The following is a 14,208-nucleotide window of genomic DNA, read 5'->3' as shown; positions in this document are numbered from 1 at the left end:
CAGGCAGGCTTGCCAAATTCAGGAGATGAAACATGCTTTCGAAAGTGACGTTGAACAACACCGACCTCTCGGTCAGCACGCTGTGTTACGGCACCAATATGCTGGGCTGGATGCTGGATCAGGAAAAGTCCAACGCCATTCTCGACCACTTTGCCGAACTGGGCGGCAATTTCATCGATACGGCCCGTTCCTACGGTGATTGGGCACCCGATGCGCCGAAGGGCGCCAGCGAACGCGCGATCGGCGGGTGGCTGAAGACCCGCAGCCGCGAAGGCCTGGTCATCGCCACCAAGGGTGCCTTCATGGACTTGCGCGCCGGGGACTGGCGCAATCGCGTGACCCCGGAAGACATCACCAAGGATCTCGGGGAAAGCCTCGAACACCTGGGCATCGATACGATCGATCTTTACTGGCTCCATGCCGACAATCCCGAAGCACCGGTCCAGCCGATCATCGACACTCTGATCCAGCATCAGGAAGCCGGCCGCATCCGCTATTTCGGGGCATCCAACTGGTCTGCGGCGCGGATCAAGGAAGCCAATGCCTACGCGCAGTCGATCGGAAAACAGGGTTTCGCCGCCTCGGAAACGTTCTGGGGCCTTGCCGCACCTGAACCGGAAGCCGCAGCCCAGCAGGGCTATGTTCACTACTACGAAGGGCAGTATGAGGAACTGCACGCATCGGGCCTGCCGATCCTCGCCTATTCCGCGCAGAGCGGCGGTTACTTCACAAAGCTGGCCAAAGGCGCGGACGCTGTGCCGGATGGCCTGAAGGCGCGCTACGCCAATCCAATCAACGAAGCCCGGTTCAAGGCCGTGCAGACACTGGCTGAAAAGCACGGCGTGTCGATCAACGAAATCGTGCTGTCGTACCTGCTGTCGCAGCCGAACCAGACGATCCCGATTTTCGGCGCCAGCAGCCCCGAACAGATCACCGAAACGGTGAAAGCTGCCGATCTCAAGCTGACTGCCGAAGAACTGGCGCAACTGCGCGCCGACTGAGGCGTCCACCACATGAAACGAAAGGCGGGACCGCGTGTTGCGGCTCCCGCCTTTTTCGTGTGCTCGCCTGCCCGGTCTATCAACCGGCGGCGATCGCCCTGCGCACGCTGTCCACGGCCAGCCGCACCCGTTCTACCACGGGCACACCGGCTTCCAGCGCATCGTTACGCGGCAGTTCTACGCTGACCGGGCAATTGTCCGGCAAAGCTCGCGCGAAGCCCGCGATATCAAACACCCCCTCGCCCGCCAGCAGGCGATGCGACGATGCTTCCACATCGATCTGGTCTTCCGGGCAGCTTTCCGCCCCGTCGCAGAACTGACCGTAGAGAATGAAATCCGCCGGTGCCGCGGCGAGTTCTGCGATCGTGCCGCCCGAACGCATGAGATGCAACAGGTCGACATTGACCCCGACCCGTCCGGGCCGATTGACCGCTTGCACCAGTTCGAGCGCATCGGCCAGCGAGCGCACTTGTGACGGGGGATAGAATTCCACCCCAACAGGCAGGCCGAAGCTGGCCGCCAGATCGCAAAATTGACCGAACTTGTCCTGCCGACGGGCCGGATCGCGATCGTAAACCAGCGCGTTCAGCAGTTGCGCATCGAGTTCTGCTGCGCATTCCATCGCGGTCTTGAAATGCTCCACCTCTGTCCGCCCGGCCAGCGTGAAGGGATAGGCAAGATCGAGAACCACATCCAGTTCCCGCAGCCGTTCCCCCAATGCCTTGCGCGCGGCACGATCCTCGTAGATGTCGAACTGCGGCAAATGCGGCAGAACGTCCATCGGCTGCATAAACAGGCAGATACCGCGACAACCGGCCGCATGTGCGGCTTCGGCAAGCTGGACAGGCGTGGTGTCCACCACGGTGATATGATCAAGCGAAAGTGACAGCATAGTGCCCCGGCCCTAACCCAAGTCCTGCCTGCAGGCCACAACACAATGGAAAGCATCGTGACTGCCGCAGCAATGCTTGCACTTGGCAACCAATAGGGGCATCGGATTTCTGAAATCATGCAGCAGGGCTGATGGCCTGCACATGCGCTCTACCCGCGCCGAACGGAGAATACGCCCCCATGTCATGCTACGCCTTTCAGGGCATCGTGCCTGTCGTTCACCCGACCAGCTACGTGCATCCACTTGCCTCGCTGATCGGCGATGTAATTGTCGGGCCGGGCTGCTTCATCGCCCCGGGTGCATCGCTGCGCGGCGATTTTGGGCGTATCATCGTGGAAGGGGATACCAGCATACAGGATTCCACCACGGTCCACGTCTCCTCATTGCGCGACACAATCATCCGGCGCGGGGCAACCATCGCGCATGGCGCCATCATTCATGGCTGCGAAATTGGCGAAAACGCGCTGATTGGCATGAATGCGGTTATTCTGGATAATGCCCAGATCGGGGACGAATGCCTTGTCGCGGCCCTCTCGCTGGTCAAATCCGATGTCGTCATTCCGCCGCGCAGCCTTGTGGTCGGCAATCCGGCCAAAGTGGTCCGCACGTTCGAGGCGCATCAGGTTACCTGGAAAAACGACGGCGCAGGGGAATACCAGCGCCTGGCCCGCGAAGCGTTGACCGACATGATCCCCACCGAACCCTTGCGCGAAATGGAGGCAGACCGCCCCCGCGTGAAAGGCAAAGCCATCGCCGTGCGGTTGAGCGGTGACGCCGCGCGCGAACGGGAGCGCCGGATGGCGGCCAACGACGGCAAGGGTTCGGGATAACCCAATCGGGCCAAATCTAGCCCTATCGGACTTGTAAGCAAACACTCAAAATTGCCCGGCTCTGTCCCGCCTGTTATTGTCGGAGGCACTATCCGCCCGCGTAAGGGAGGAAGACAAGACACCGTTTTGTAACGGAACAATAGAGAGGTGCATTGCATTATGGCTACCGCCGCCAAGGAACCCCACGTCCGCACCATGGGCCACCTTGCCCTGCATTACGGTGCGGCAGAAGACGGCCCCAAAGCCGCCAAACTGCTGCAAATTCTGGGCATGGTCGAAACGCAGGTCATCCCGTTCCCCAACGGCAATTTCTACCGTTTCGTGGTCGATGATACGCACTTTTCGCGCGGCGACGGCATTGTCTATCTTTCGGCCCTGCCCGAACCCCAGCTCAAGCTGATCGAAACGATCCACGAGGCCCTGGGTGTCGGCACCGCGAACGAACATGACGCGGTCAAAGGCATGCGCGCCATGATGGACAGCGATTTTGAAGCAAGCTTCCATTTCGGCTTCCTGTTGGAATCGCTGGAAGATCTGGAACGCATTATTCTCGATCTGAAAGACCGGGCGGAAAACGATCCCGATCTCAAGGGCCGGATCAAGATCGGTCTCAATCGCGCACGCCAGGGTAATCCTGATGTGGATGCTCGGCTGGACGCCTCCCCGATCTACGGCGATGTCACACGTTATGCCTATGGCAGCAACGGGGTGCAGGCCTTCGTCGAAACCGACCTGCTCAAGGCGGGCCAGTTGGGGGACAGCATGGTGATCGAACTCGATTACGTCTTCCCGGGGCACGACCAGCATGTGCTTTCGGTGGTCGAACTGGGGTAACGCCCTCTCACCTACCCACGCAAAAAGGCCCGGCCGCACAATGCAGCCGGGCCTTTTTTGTGCCTGTCCGAAAGGCAGGCTCTGATGACAAGGAAAACGGCGGGATGTTGCCACCCCGCCGCCTTGCCGTTTCTTAGAACTTGATCCCTGCGGTGATCCCGTAAGTACGCGGATCGGGGAAGTAACCAACCGTCAGGCTTTGGAACGCGACACCGAAATCGATGAAGTTCGTGGGGTTGTCTTCCTTGGTCAGGTTACGAACCCAGAGCGAGACTTCGCCCTTCACACCGCTCGAAAGCGGAATGTCGGCCACGTTGGCGCGCAGGTTGACGATCGTACGGCCCTTCGAACGCGTTGCATAGGCATCGGGTTCAAGCAGTGCCTTCGTGATCGGGTCACGCTGCGGCTCAAGTGCGTAGGGATACGTGAAGTACGACGACACGTAGCTCAGATCGCCATTGATGTTGAATTTGCCCCAATCGCCTTCGGCAACGCGCCAATCAGCACCGATCGATGCCGTGTACTTCGGCGTGTGCGGGAATGCGCGGTTGCCCGACACGTCCGTATCCACACCACCGATGGCTTCGATGTAGCTCTTATACTTCGCATCGAGATAAGCGAACGACGCGTTGATCGTCAGCGCATCCACCGGACGGATTACGGTTTCAACTTCCAGGCCGCGGATACGGGCCTTGGCCGCATTGCGGACGATCGATGAAGCCGCACCGTTGGCAGTGAACACCGACAACTGAATGTCCTTGTGCTCGTCCCAGAATGCAGCGACGTTGAAGATCACCTTGCCGCCAGCCAGGCGGGTCTTCAGGCCGATTTCGTAGCTGTCGACCTTTTCCGGGCGATAGGGATCGCACAGTTCGAAAGCACCGCTCGGGCAATCCGCCGTGGCGGTGCGGAAGTCGCTGGTTTCACCGTTGAAGCCACCCGACTTGAAGCCACGGGCGAAGCGCGCATAGGCATTCACATTGCGGTTGAATTCATAGGATAGCGTCGCGGCCGGGCTAAAGTTGCTATACTTCGCATCCGGCACATCACCGTAATCGAGATCAATCGTGGGGCTCACGAGTGTCCCGGCGTAGTAACGGCTGATATCCTTCTTTTCTTCAGTGTACCGCGCGCCCAGTGTCAGCTTGAGCGGGTCGGTGATCTTGATGTCGGTCTGTGCGTAGAGCGCCCAGGCACGGGTGTGCGAACCATAGTCTGATTGGTACAGAACCGGTGTACCAAATGCACCGAAGAAGCGCTGCGGACCTTCGGTTTCAGCCTTTTCCTTGTAGTAGAAGGCACCGACCACGAAGTTCACGCGATCATCCCAAACCGTGCCGGTGGCCTGCAGTTCCTGGCTGAACGAATGGAATTTCGTGTCACGACCGGTGTAGGCAATGTCGTAGGGCGAACCGTCGAGGTCGAGGCGGTCGTTCCACTTCAGATTGCGATAGGACGTGATCGACTTCAGCGTCACTTCGCCCACTTCAACAGCCGCGGTCAGCGCATGACCATAGGAACGCGAACGTTCGTAGAGCGGCGATCCATCAAGGCTGGCCTTGGATTGACGGTTCTTGTTGATGTACGGGGCCAGCGGATAACCGCCATTCACGAGCTGCGCATAGTCCGGGCGTTGATCGAACTTCGAATAATCGAAGGCATAGTCGATCGTGACAGTGTCCGACGGCTCGAAGCGAACCTGAACCATCCCGCTCTTGCTGTCGAGATCGTTAGTGCGGCCTTCCAGCGGCGTGGACGAGAACGAACCCGGACCCCAGAACGGATCGTCGGTCAGCTTGATAAAGCCGTCGCGCTTCTGGATCTGGCCCGAGAGCTTGACCGAAAGCGGGCCCATGGCGGGCAGGTCGAGGACAGCCTTGGCCTTCCACGCATCGAAGTTGCCGTAGCTGATTTCGGCCGAACCGCCGAGTTCACCCGAAGGCTTCTTGGTGACGAGGTTCACCGCACCGGCCAGCGCATTGCGGCCATAGAGCGTGCCCTGCGGACCGCGCAGGATTTCGACGCGTTCCAGATCGGCAACGTCGAAGATCGAACCCTGTGCTTTCGCGATATAGACGCCGTCGAGATACAGGCCGACAGCCGGCTCCCAGGTGATTGCGGGGTTGATCGTGACCGAGCCACGGATCGAGATCTGCGAAATCGTCTTGTTCGACGGTGCACGTTCGATCTTCACGTTCGGCGCGATCGAACCGAGGCTGTCGATCGAGGTGATGCCACGCGATTCGAGGAACTGACCGGACACAGCCGAGATCGCGATCGGAACATCCTGAATGTTTTCCGCACGCTTCTGCGCGGTCACGATGATTTCACCGATGCCAGCGCCTGCAGCGGCATCCTCCTGGGCGGCAGCCACGCCCGGCATGGCGGCGAATGCCACCGAACTGCAGATCGCAGTCGAAACAAGCAACTTTTTCATGGGGAGACCCTCCTGAGATATTTTTAATATTCGCGCATGTTTTCTGGCGGCCCCCTGCATATTCCGTCTTTGATTTGCAACAATAACCACTCTTATCGTAGCGGGATGGGATGCTGATTGCGCACTTGCGTTGCCAAAAGGCAACATACACTCGTGTAAATAATGGGTCCGGGCGGCAAACACACACGCACCGCGTTCGCGCGCACCGCGATTTTTGCCGATCGGCGGAACAAGTCCGTGAAGGAACGCCTTTCGAAGGCGAATCGTATGACGGAATGGGAGCGGTGCAATCCATGCTCCGCACAGGCGCGTTGATCCCGATAACTATCGGAACCTGCAGCCCCCGTTATTGTCAGGCCGCCCGCGATTCAGCGGGGACGAATACCGTCAAGGAAGACGTCCACCGCCATAACAGCCCAGGCCTGCACCCGTGCGGCATCAAATTTGCCCAGATTAAGTGCGGCAGAGCGGAGAGGCGCGGACAGAACCATATCCTGAAACAGACGCATGAGATCCCTCAGATCATCGCCATGAGACAGCATTGGCCCTTCGGCATCGGCCAGCACTTGCAAGATCAGCGCGCGACCGGGGAAAGTGTCATCGTCATCCACTGCTCGCGCGAGATCCGGAAACCGCTCCGCTTCTGCCGCAATGATCGCGTGCATCCGCACCATCTTGGGATCGAGCATGGCGTCAAGCATCTGCACGGCCACGGCCAGCAACTTATCCCGCAACGTGGCATGCTCGGGCAGAAGGGCTGCGAATTTTGAACCGAGAAGAGAATCGCTGACGGCGACAAACAGCCGTTCCTTGGTACCAAAACGGGTATAGACCGTCTGCTTGCTGGTTCCCGCAGCCATCGCGATCGCTTCTACACTTGCGCCGCTGAAGCCCTGTTCAAGGAAAGTCCGCTCCGCGGCGACAAGGATGTCTTCGCGCAACTTGGCAGTGGATGCACTGCTGGGACGACCCCCTTTCCTGCGTGGGACACTCTTATGCTCCATATATCCTTTTCCCGGCAGGTGAACATCGCTTGCCCGACAATTCGCGTCGCACAAAGGGCTCTATGAAATTAACTTGACTAATAGACAAGTTAATTTCATTCGCCTCGAGAGACGAAATCACGCGAAATGGCTCAGGAGAATGCACCAATGACCGGCGACACCGCTTTTGCGGCACTCAAACATGATCCGCGCAACAAACCGGTGAAGGCCATGCCGCGTGCGGGCGAATCCATCACGGAATGGGGGCTGGCGATCGATGCGCCCCTGACGCTGGCCGATCCCGAAGCCCATGCCTGGGACGAGCAGGCGGATATGGTGATCGTCGGCCTTGGCGGTGCCGGGATCGCCGCCGCACTGCAGGGGCTGGAAGAAGGGCTGAGCGTGATTGCAGTCGACCAATACGATGGCGGCGGCTCCTCTGCGGCGAATGGCGGCGTCTATTATGCCGGTGGCGGCACCTCGATTCAGCGTGAAGCCGGCGTGGACGACGATCCGGAACGCATGTTCGCCTATCTCAAGAACGAAACCGGCAATGTCGTTTCGGACGAGACCTTGCGCGATTTCTGCGAAACCAGCGCCCCGACACTGGACTGGCTGCGCGGCCACGGCGCCCCGTTCCAGGCCAGCTATTATCCGGAAAAGACATCCTACCCCCCGCTGGACAAGTTCCTGTACCACCCCGACAGCAGCCTTGCCGCACCCTATCGGGACATGACCAAACCCGCCGCACGCGGCCATCGCGTCCATTTCCGCAATGGCAACAAGCCCTGGGGCGTGGGTGCAGGGATGTACAATCCGCTGCGCCAAAGCGCGCTGGCGCAAGGCATGGTGTTCCATTCGGGGGCCGAAGCGCGGCAGCTCGCCCTCGACAGCGCCGGGCGGGTTATCGGTATCCGGGTGGAACGCTTTTCCAATCCGGCAGTCCGGCGCAAGCATTCGCACTATATCGCCAAGGCCAACAAGTGGATGTCGATGCTGTCCGCCACCTTCCCCGGCGCCCGCATCACCATTGCCATCGGCTATCGCTATCTGGCGAAAGCCCGCGCGCTGGAGGCGCGCGAGCGGATCAGCACGTGGATTCGCGCCCGCAAGGGCATGGTGCTGAGCGCAGGCGGGTTCATCTGTAATCCGCCGATGGTGCAGCATTTCGCCCCCGAATATGCCCCCGGCATGCCCAACGGCACATTGGGTGACAATGGCAGCGGTATCATGCTGGGCGTCACGGCAGGCGGCGCGACGGAACTGATGGAACGCGTATCCGCGTGGCGCTTCCTTTCCCCACCGAAGGCATGGGGTCAGGGGATGTTGGTCGATGGGCGCGGTGCGCGGTTCGTCAACGAGATCTGGTATGGCGCGCGCATCGGGGATGAAATGGTCGAACGCCACGGCGGGCGTGGGTACATCATTCTCGACCGCAAGCTGTTCCGCAAGGCGCTGCGCGATGCCTTCGCCCATGGGGTGCTCGGCTTCCAGCGGGACATCACCATCGTCAATTGCCTGTTCGCGGCGACGCGCGGCAAAACGCCCGAAGACCTGGCCCGCAAGATGGGCTTCGATCCGGCATGTTTCACCGCCACGCTTGCCGATTATAACCGCGCGGCGCGCGGGGAAGCGGCGGATACCTTCCACAAGGCACCGGATGAAATGATCGCGTTGGAAGACGGGCCTTACTATGCCATCGATGCTTCGGTCGATGCGCGCATGTTCCCGATTTCCTGCATGACGGTCGGCGGGCTGAAAGTGGATGAACGGACCGGCGCGGTGCAGAGCGGGCAAGGCGGGGCCGTGCCCGGCCTTTATGCCGCCGGGCGCAACGCGGTGGGCATCTGCTCCAACCTTTACGTCAGCGGACTGTCCTATTCGGACTGCATCTATTCAGGCCGCCGCGCGGCGCGTTCCATCGCACGAGGCATCTAAGGTACTGAACAAATTTGGGATATACAGGGGATGATGGCTGGCCCTGTATATCCATGACACAGAACATTGAGGGAGAGCGTGCATGAAACATTTATGGGCTGTGGGACTACTGGCCCTGGCGGGAGCGGCCGTATGGGCGGAGCAACCCCTGCCAACGCCAGAAACATTTCGAATCCCGCCAGGGTATCTCGAACAGGCCGATTTGCCCGACAGCGCCGCACTGATCCCTGCGCCCCCAGTGAGCGGGAGCGCGGCGCAGGCACGCGATGACGCAGCCTCGCGCAATGGCCAGGCTCTGCACGGCTCAGCACGATGGGATCTGGCCACAGCCGATGCCGAACTGTTTTCGCCCCATGATACCGAGGCGTTATCCTGTGCAGCGGGGTTTGCCATTGGGCCGGATAGCGCCCCTGCAACCAATCGCCTGCTGACGCGGGCGATGATCGATCTGGCGCTGTCCACCAGCGGCGCAAAGAAGAAGTATCAGCGTGCGCGCCCATTCATGGAAAATGGCGCGCCCAACTGCACGCCTGCGCATGAAGCCTATCTTCGCAAGGATGGATCCTATCCCTCCGGGCACAGCGCGATCGGCTATGGCTGGGGTCTGATCATGGCAGAACTGGTCCCTGCCCGGGCGACGGAACTGGTGGCACGCGGCCGTGCCTTCGGTGACAGCCGCCGCGTCTGCAATGTGCACTGGCTGAGCGATATCGAGGAAGGCCGCGTCGTAGCGAGTGCCACCGTTGCGAAACTGCACGCAGCCGCCAGCTTCCAGAAGGACCTTCAAGCCGCACGCGATGAAATCGCCGCAGGCAAGCTGGTTGCACCAAAGCGCGACTGCGCGAAAGAAGCCGCGGCATTGGCACTTTAGGCGGACCAGAATTATCCGGCAGGTCGACCCTGCCGGATAATCACGCCAGTTCGGAAAGAAATTCGCGCATCAGGCGCGTGACATCGTCCGACCGTTCCAGCTGGATCAGATGCCCTGCTTTCGGCAGCATTTCGATGCGGCGCACATCGGCGTGATGATCATGGATTTCGGCAATCGGATCGTCGCCATGCCAGGCTTCCAGATCGACGTCTTCCTCGCTCCCGATAAAATAGTAGGGGGCCTGCGTCTTCTGGCCGCGCCAGGGCGCACGCTGATGCCAGCGAATATCCATCGCGCGGTACCAGTTCAGCCCGCCGGTGAAGCCCGACTTTTCATAATCGGCGACAATGGCGTCCATTTCGGCCTGCGTCATCCAGGTCCACGGGAACGGCGGCGCCTGCGGCAAGGCATCGAGATAGGTTGTGCCCGGGGGATGCTTCCACACATCGAGATAGTGGTAATCGCCTGACAGGGCATGGAATACCCGCGTCAGGAAATCGCGCGGCGCAGCGGCCAGATCGGCATCGGCCACGCCCGGTTCCTTGAAATATTCGATATGGACGAAATGGTCCTTCGCCCATTCGGCGGCTTCATCCAGCGGCGTGATATGCGGCCGGTCAGGGTAATGGGGGTTCTCCAGCGCAATGATCGCGCGCACCTTTTCCGGATGGAGATGCGCCAGATCGAAGATCGCGAAAATCCCGAAATCGAGGCCGGCAAAAACCGCCTGTTCTGCGCCCAGATGCGTTACCAGCGCGGCGAGATCGCCCGCCGTCTGATGGCAATCGTAGGCCTCTTTCTCCAGCGGCATTTCGGTCTGCCCCATGCCACGCATATCGGGCACGACCACACGCCAGCCTGCCTCGGCGAGCGGGCCGATCTGGCGATGCCAGCTATACCATGTGTGGGGGAAACCATGACACAGGATCAGAAGCGGGCCCTGCCCCTGTTCCACGTAATGCACGGTGATGCCGTTGATCACGGCCGTGTGATGTTCCAGTCCTCTCATGACAGGAAGGACTAACAGACGGGCGGTGCTTCTCAACCCTTGGGCATAAACTTCCGGCCCGATGGCGAAACACCGGGCCGGAAGGAAAGCAACTCCAGGTCAGAAGGCGACTTTGACCTCGCCTCCAAAGACGCGCGGTTCGGAATAGGGGGCGGTCTGCGAAACATAGCCGCCCGGCCCCACCAGGGTGTCCAGCTGGTTGCCGACCCCGATCACGAATTCACGTGCCCGACGATTGAACAGGTTGTTGACGAACAGCGCGAAAGTCACATCGGCGCCGCCAATCGGCTGTTCATAGGCAAGCCGCGCATTCACGACCTCGCGCGCGTCGCTCTTCCACTGATCACGCCCAAAAACCAACGGCCCGGCCACGGCCGAGGTATAGACGCCCGACTGGTAGGAATAGGTCGCATAGGCGGTCAGCTTGCGCGTGCCGTCATCCACAATCCGCCAGTCGCCGCTGATCGTCACGGCATGGTGCGGTACGAACGGCATGGTGAAATAGCCGGTCACGTCATCACCCACGTTGACCGGGGAAAAAGGATTCATCGCGGGATCGAAGTTCGTGGCCGGCGGGGCCACGATCGATTTCAGCTTGGGATCGAGATAGGCATAGGATGCCTTCAGATTGAGCGCGCGCACCGGGCGCACGGCGAGTTCCGCTTCAATGCCCTTGATCGTGGCGCTGCCCGCGTTGACCGTGGCCACCTGTGTGAGATCGAAAGGATCGGCGGTGAAGTCGATCTGCATAGCCTTGAACTTGTTATGGAACGCAGAAAGGTTCAGCGTGACCTTGCGATCAAGGAACTGCGATTTCAGCCCGATTTCCCAAGCCTCGACCTTTTCCGGACCATAGGTCTTGGTGAAATCGAGCGCGCCTTCAGCCGAACCGCCTGCCTTGTACCCGCGCGCATAACGCACATAAGTCATGACATCGGGCGTCCACTGCATCGCAACGTTCACCGAAGGGCTGAAGTTGTTGAACTTCTGGCGATTGCTCGTGCCGTTTTCGAAAAGCGTGCCGTAATACCATTGCCAGCGCGAAGCCGTGCGCTTGTCTTCGGTGTACCGTGCGCCCAGCGTGATCTTGAGACGCTCCTCAAGCACCGGCGGGGTAATGGTCGCCTGAAGATAGGCGGCCTTGGAAATCGATTTGGCATGGATTTCGCGCGCGGATTCGACATTGAACGCACCAGCGATTTCCTGTTCCTGATAGTGCGAACCGGTTTCCCTGAAGTAGTAGAGACCGCCAGTATATTCGATCAGCGAGCCCAACGACCCGATGATCTGGAATTCCTGCGTGTACTGCTTAGCCCGATAATCGTGGTCCTGCGCCACGGTGTAGACACCACCGGGGAACGGGTAGGACTGCGCCACACCGTAGTTCACGCTCTGGTATGCGTCGGTCTTGCGATAGGCGGAGAGCGAGCGCAGCGTCACTGAATCCGAGACATCCCAGCTCAGCGTCAGCTGATGATCGGTGAAATGCGCCTTGCTGCGCCGCAGGTCGAGCGCGGTGTAGGTATGCTTCTTGTCAGCCGAATAGCCGGGTACAACACCGACAAGCTCCGGGTTGATATAATAGGGCTGCGTGGAAACCACGCGGCCGCGATCGAACGCATAATCGACCGTGAAATTGCTGGTCGGTGTCCAACGCGCCGCCACACGACCGGCAAGCTGACCGGATTCGTGATAGTCGCGGCCCGGCCCGCTGTTCTTCACATAACCATCCTTGTCCGAATAGAGGATGGTTCCCTTGATCGCCAGATCGCCGATGGCCGGCAGATCGATCGTCGCCAGACCGCGCACGTAGTTGCGGCTGCCGTACGTCAGACTGACATCGCCGCCCCATTCGCCCGTCGGCTTGGTCGAAATGATATTGACCGCGCCACCTGTTGTGTTGCGACCATAGAGCGTGCCCTGCGGACCGCGCAGCACCTCGATACGTTCGGGATCACCGAGATCGAGAAGCGCCGCTTGCGGACGGGAAATATAGAAACCGTCGACATAAAGCCCGACACCACCATCCTTGGTGATCTGGCCCGCATCGGCTGCACCCTGGCCCCGCATTGTCAACGAAACGGTATCGGACGAGTTGGGATAGGCCGCAATGTTCAGGCTGGGGACCGATTCCGTGATCCCACGCAGATCGGTGGTGCCATGATTGGCGAGATCAGCGCCGCTGGTGGCCGTGATGGCCAGCGGCACCTGTTGCAGTTTTTCTTCGCGGCGCTGCGCGGTGACGATAATTTCCCCGCTCGACGCAGAATCGTCGGCAGTCTGGGCCTGCACGGCCGAGGGCATGGTCAAAAGGCCCACGGCAAGGGCAAGTCCTGAACAAAGATCAAGCTCACGAAAACGCATAGATACCTCCCTGGGTGAATTGGCTTTCACTTCTGGGGCGCCCAATAGCGTACTATTGGTTTCGGTACCAGCAGTTTCGAGTCAATCACTGCAACGGAGGTGGCGCCCAGTTTTCTGCGGTTATGTCCCAGCAAGACGTCTCTGCGTATGTCGGCTGCGCGAGCAGGAGTGTCATGCTCGACAGCAGTTCCCCGCCCCCTTCGCATTGCAGGGCAAGCCATATCCACGCATGGCCCGGCAGTGCCGGTTCCTGCCGGGTTACCGCGCCGCTGTAGGTCACGTCCGCACCGGGGCAGATCGGCCGTCGCATTTTCAAACGCCAGCGCCCGATCCGCGCACCGGGCCCTGCCCACGCCATCGCATAGGCGTGGAACCAGCCGGTCTGCGTCGGCGCGTTCATAATAATATCGGGCAAATGCATGCCTTGGGCATAAGCAATATCGTGGTGCTGCGGCTGCCAGTCGCGGCTGGTTGCCGCCCCCATAACCACATCGCGCGCGGTCACCGTCCGCGTCAGCGGGAGCAGCGGAGATAACGACCCTGTCATGCCAGACCCACTTCACCATAGCCAAACAGGCGCAGCGTTTCCGCGCCCAACAGCACGCCATCCGCATGATCGCGATACTCGACGCGAATGGTCCAGTAACGGCCGTCGCCCAGCCGCGTGGTGCTCGGTTCACCCAGTTCGACCAGAATCTGTTCGCTACGGACTTTCATTCCCGGCCTGATCGGCGCGGCAATCTCGCTTTCCATTTCGGTCACAATCGCGCGCGGCAGTCCCAGCTTGTCCTTGATAAGATGATGCAGGGCGAGCCCGGTGGTTCCAATGTTGCCATCGGGGTTCCACGTCACCGGGCGGTTCCATGCAGAAAGCAGCGCGGGCGGTGCGACAACCTGCGCCGGATCATCCGCCCAATAGGCAGGCGTGGCATCCTGCACCGCTGCGGCAAACAGGCGGATCGCCCCGGCCTCGACCATGCCATCGCTCACTTGCGCGAACTGCGGCTGGCCGATCAACGCCAGAACATCGGCGGGAACACCGTTCATCT

Annotated in this window: 12 protein-coding genes; 5 read left to right on the top strand and 7 right to left on the bottom strand. The window is 60.4% G+C overall.

The window, feature by feature from the left end:
- Positions 1–32 precede the first annotated feature (32 nt).
- Complete coding sequence (locus EGO55_RS13645) at positions 33–1,001, top strand: aldo/keto reductase (RefSeq protein ID WP_021690462.1); 969 nt, start codon at positions 33–35, stop codon at positions 999–1,001.
- A 79-nt stretch (positions 1,002–1,080) separates the two neighbouring features.
- Here the strand turns inward: EGO55_RS13645 and EGO55_RS13640 are convergent, their stop codons facing one another.
- Positions 1,081–1,893, bottom strand: a complete 813-nt coding sequence (locus tag EGO55_RS13640; protein ID WP_021690461.1) for a sugar phosphate isomerase/epimerase family protein — start codon at positions 1,891–1,893, stop codon at positions 1,081–1,083.
- 179 nt (positions 1,894–2,072) lie between these two features.
- On the opposite strand from EGO55_RS13640, the gene EGO55_RS13635 reads away from it, so the two are divergent.
- Both EGO55_RS13635 and EGO55_RS13630 read left to right on the top strand, forming a co-directional pair.
- Complete coding sequence (locus EGO55_RS13635; RefSeq protein ID WP_021690460.1) at positions 2,073–2,723, top strand: gamma carbonic anhydrase family protein; 651 nt, start codon at positions 2,073–2,075, stop codon at positions 2,721–2,723.
- A 159-nt stretch (positions 2,724–2,882) separates the two neighbouring features.
- Positions 2,883–3,557 (top strand): hypothetical protein, encoded by a 675-nt coding sequence (locus EGO55_RS13630; RefSeq protein ID WP_021690459.1) that lies wholly within the window; start codon positions 2,883–2,885, stop codon positions 3,555–3,557.
- Positions 3,558–3,690: 133 nt separating this feature from the next.
- Here EGO55_RS13630 and EGO55_RS13625 read toward each other — a convergent pair whose 3' ends face one another.
- Together EGO55_RS13625 and EGO55_RS13620 are read right to left on the bottom strand one after the other, a co-directional pair.
- Positions 3,691–5,994 (bottom strand): TonB-dependent receptor, encoded by a 2,304-nt coding sequence (locus EGO55_RS13625; protein WP_021690458.1) that lies wholly within the window; start codon positions 5,992–5,994, stop codon positions 3,691–3,693.
- Positions 5,995–6,362: 368 nt separating this feature from the next.
- On the bottom strand, positions 6,363–6,998 hold the full coding sequence (locus tag EGO55_RS13620) for a TetR/AcrR family transcriptional regulator (RefSeq protein ID WP_021690457.1): 636 nt from the start codon (positions 6,996–6,998) through the stop codon (positions 6,363–6,365).
- Between the two features lie 147 nt (positions 6,999–7,145).
- Between EGO55_RS13620 and EGO55_RS13615 the strand changes: the two genes are divergently transcribed.
- Both EGO55_RS13615 and EGO55_RS13610 read left to right on the top strand, forming a co-directional pair.
- The gene (locus EGO55_RS13615; protein WP_021690456.1) at positions 7,146–8,915 is read left to right on the top strand and encodes an FAD-binding protein; all 1,770 of its coding nucleotides are present in this window, start codon (positions 7,146–7,148) and stop codon (positions 8,913–8,915) included.
- An 82-nt stretch (positions 8,916–8,997) separates the two neighbouring features.
- Positions 8,998–9,786, top strand: coding sequence for an acid phosphatase (locus tag EGO55_RS13610; RefSeq protein WP_021690455.1), 789 nt, complete (start codon positions 8,998–9,000; stop codon positions 9,784–9,786).
- Between the two features lie 40 nt (positions 9,787–9,826).
- Here the strand turns inward: EGO55_RS13610 and EGO55_RS13605 are convergent, their stop codons facing one another.
- The 4 genes from EGO55_RS13605 to EGO55_RS13590 all read right to left on the bottom strand — a co-directional run bounded on the left by EGO55_RS13605 (position 9,827) and on the right by EGO55_RS13590 (position 14,206).
- The gene (locus tag EGO55_RS13605) at positions 9,827–10,795 is read right to left on the bottom strand and encodes an alpha/beta fold hydrolase (RefSeq protein WP_021690454.1); all 969 of its coding nucleotides are present in this window, start codon (positions 10,793–10,795) and stop codon (positions 9,827–9,829) included.
- Positions 10,796–10,894: 99 nt separating this feature from the next.
- Positions 10,895–13,159, bottom strand: coding sequence for a TonB-dependent receptor (locus tag EGO55_RS13600; RefSeq protein ID WP_021690453.1), 2,265 nt, complete (start codon positions 13,157–13,159; stop codon positions 10,895–10,897).
- A gap of 85 nt (positions 13,160–13,244) precedes the next feature.
- Complete coding sequence (locus EGO55_RS13595; RefSeq protein WP_021690452.1) at positions 13,245–13,706, bottom strand: MaoC/PaaZ C-terminal domain-containing protein; 462 nt, start codon at positions 13,704–13,706, stop codon at positions 13,245–13,247.
- Entirely contained in the window at positions 13,703–14,206 is a 504-nt protein-coding gene (locus tag EGO55_RS13590; RefSeq protein WP_021690451.1) for an FAS1-like dehydratase domain-containing protein, read from the bottom strand. Before EGO55_RS13590 ends, EGO55_RS13595 begins: the two co-directional genes overlap by 4 nt.
- Between the last annotated feature and the right edge of the window lie 2 nt (positions 14,207–14,208).

This window comes from Caenibius tardaugens NBRC 16725, from assembly GCF_003860345.1.
Taxonomy (GTDB): Bacteria; Pseudomonadota; Alphaproteobacteria; order Sphingomonadales; family Sphingomonadaceae; genus Caenibius; species Caenibius tardaugens.
The sequence above is the reverse complement of the archived record's forward strand: the minus strand, read 5'-3'. Positions and strand labels throughout refer to the sequence as shown.

Excerpts from the sequence above, each read along its gene's own strand:
- EGO55_RS13595 (WP_021690452.1), bottom strand. The coding sequence starts at position 13,706 with ATGACAGGGTCGTTATCTCCGCTGCTCCCGCTGACGCGGACGGTGACC.
- EGO55_RS13610 (WP_021690455.1), top strand. The coding sequence starts at position 8,998 with ATGAAACATTTATGGGCTGTGGGACTACTGGCCCTGGCGGGAGCGGCC.
- EGO55_RS13645 (WP_021690462.1), top strand. The coding sequence starts at position 33 with ATGCTTTCGAAAGTGACGTTGAACAACACCGACCTCTCGGTCAGCACG.
- EGO55_RS13620 (WP_021690457.1), bottom strand. The coding sequence starts at position 6,998 with ATGGAGCATAAGAGTGTCCCACGCAGGAAAGGGGGTCGTCCCAGCAGT.
- EGO55_RS13630 (WP_021690459.1), top strand. The coding sequence starts at position 2,883 with ATGGCTACCGCCGCCAAGGAACCCCACGTCCGCACCATGGGCCACCTT.
- EGO55_RS13640 (WP_021690461.1), bottom strand. The coding sequence starts at position 1,893 with ATGCTGTCACTTTCGCTTGATCATATCACCGTGGTGGACACCACGCCT.
- EGO55_RS13615 (WP_021690456.1), top strand. The coding sequence starts at position 7,146 with ATGACCGGCGACACCGCTTTTGCGGCACTCAAACATGATCCGCGCAAC.
- EGO55_RS13625 (WP_021690458.1), bottom strand. The coding sequence starts at position 5,994 with ATGAAAAAGTTGCTTGTTTCGACTGCGATCTGCAGTTCGGTGGCATTC.
- EGO55_RS13590 (WP_021690451.1), bottom strand. The coding sequence starts at position 14,206 with ATGAACGGTGTTCCCGCCGATGTTCTGGCGTTGATCGGCCAGCCGCAG.
- EGO55_RS13605 (WP_021690454.1), bottom strand. The coding sequence starts at position 10,795 with ATGAGAGGACTGGAACATCACACGGCCGTGATCAACGGCATCACCGTG.
- EGO55_RS13600 (WP_021690453.1), bottom strand. The coding sequence starts at position 13,159 with ATGCGTTTTCGTGAGCTTGATCTTTGTTCAGGACTTGCCCTTGCCGTG.
- EGO55_RS13635 (WP_021690460.1), top strand. The coding sequence starts at position 2,073 with ATGTCATGCTACGCCTTTCAGGGCATCGTGCCTGTCGTTCACCCGACC.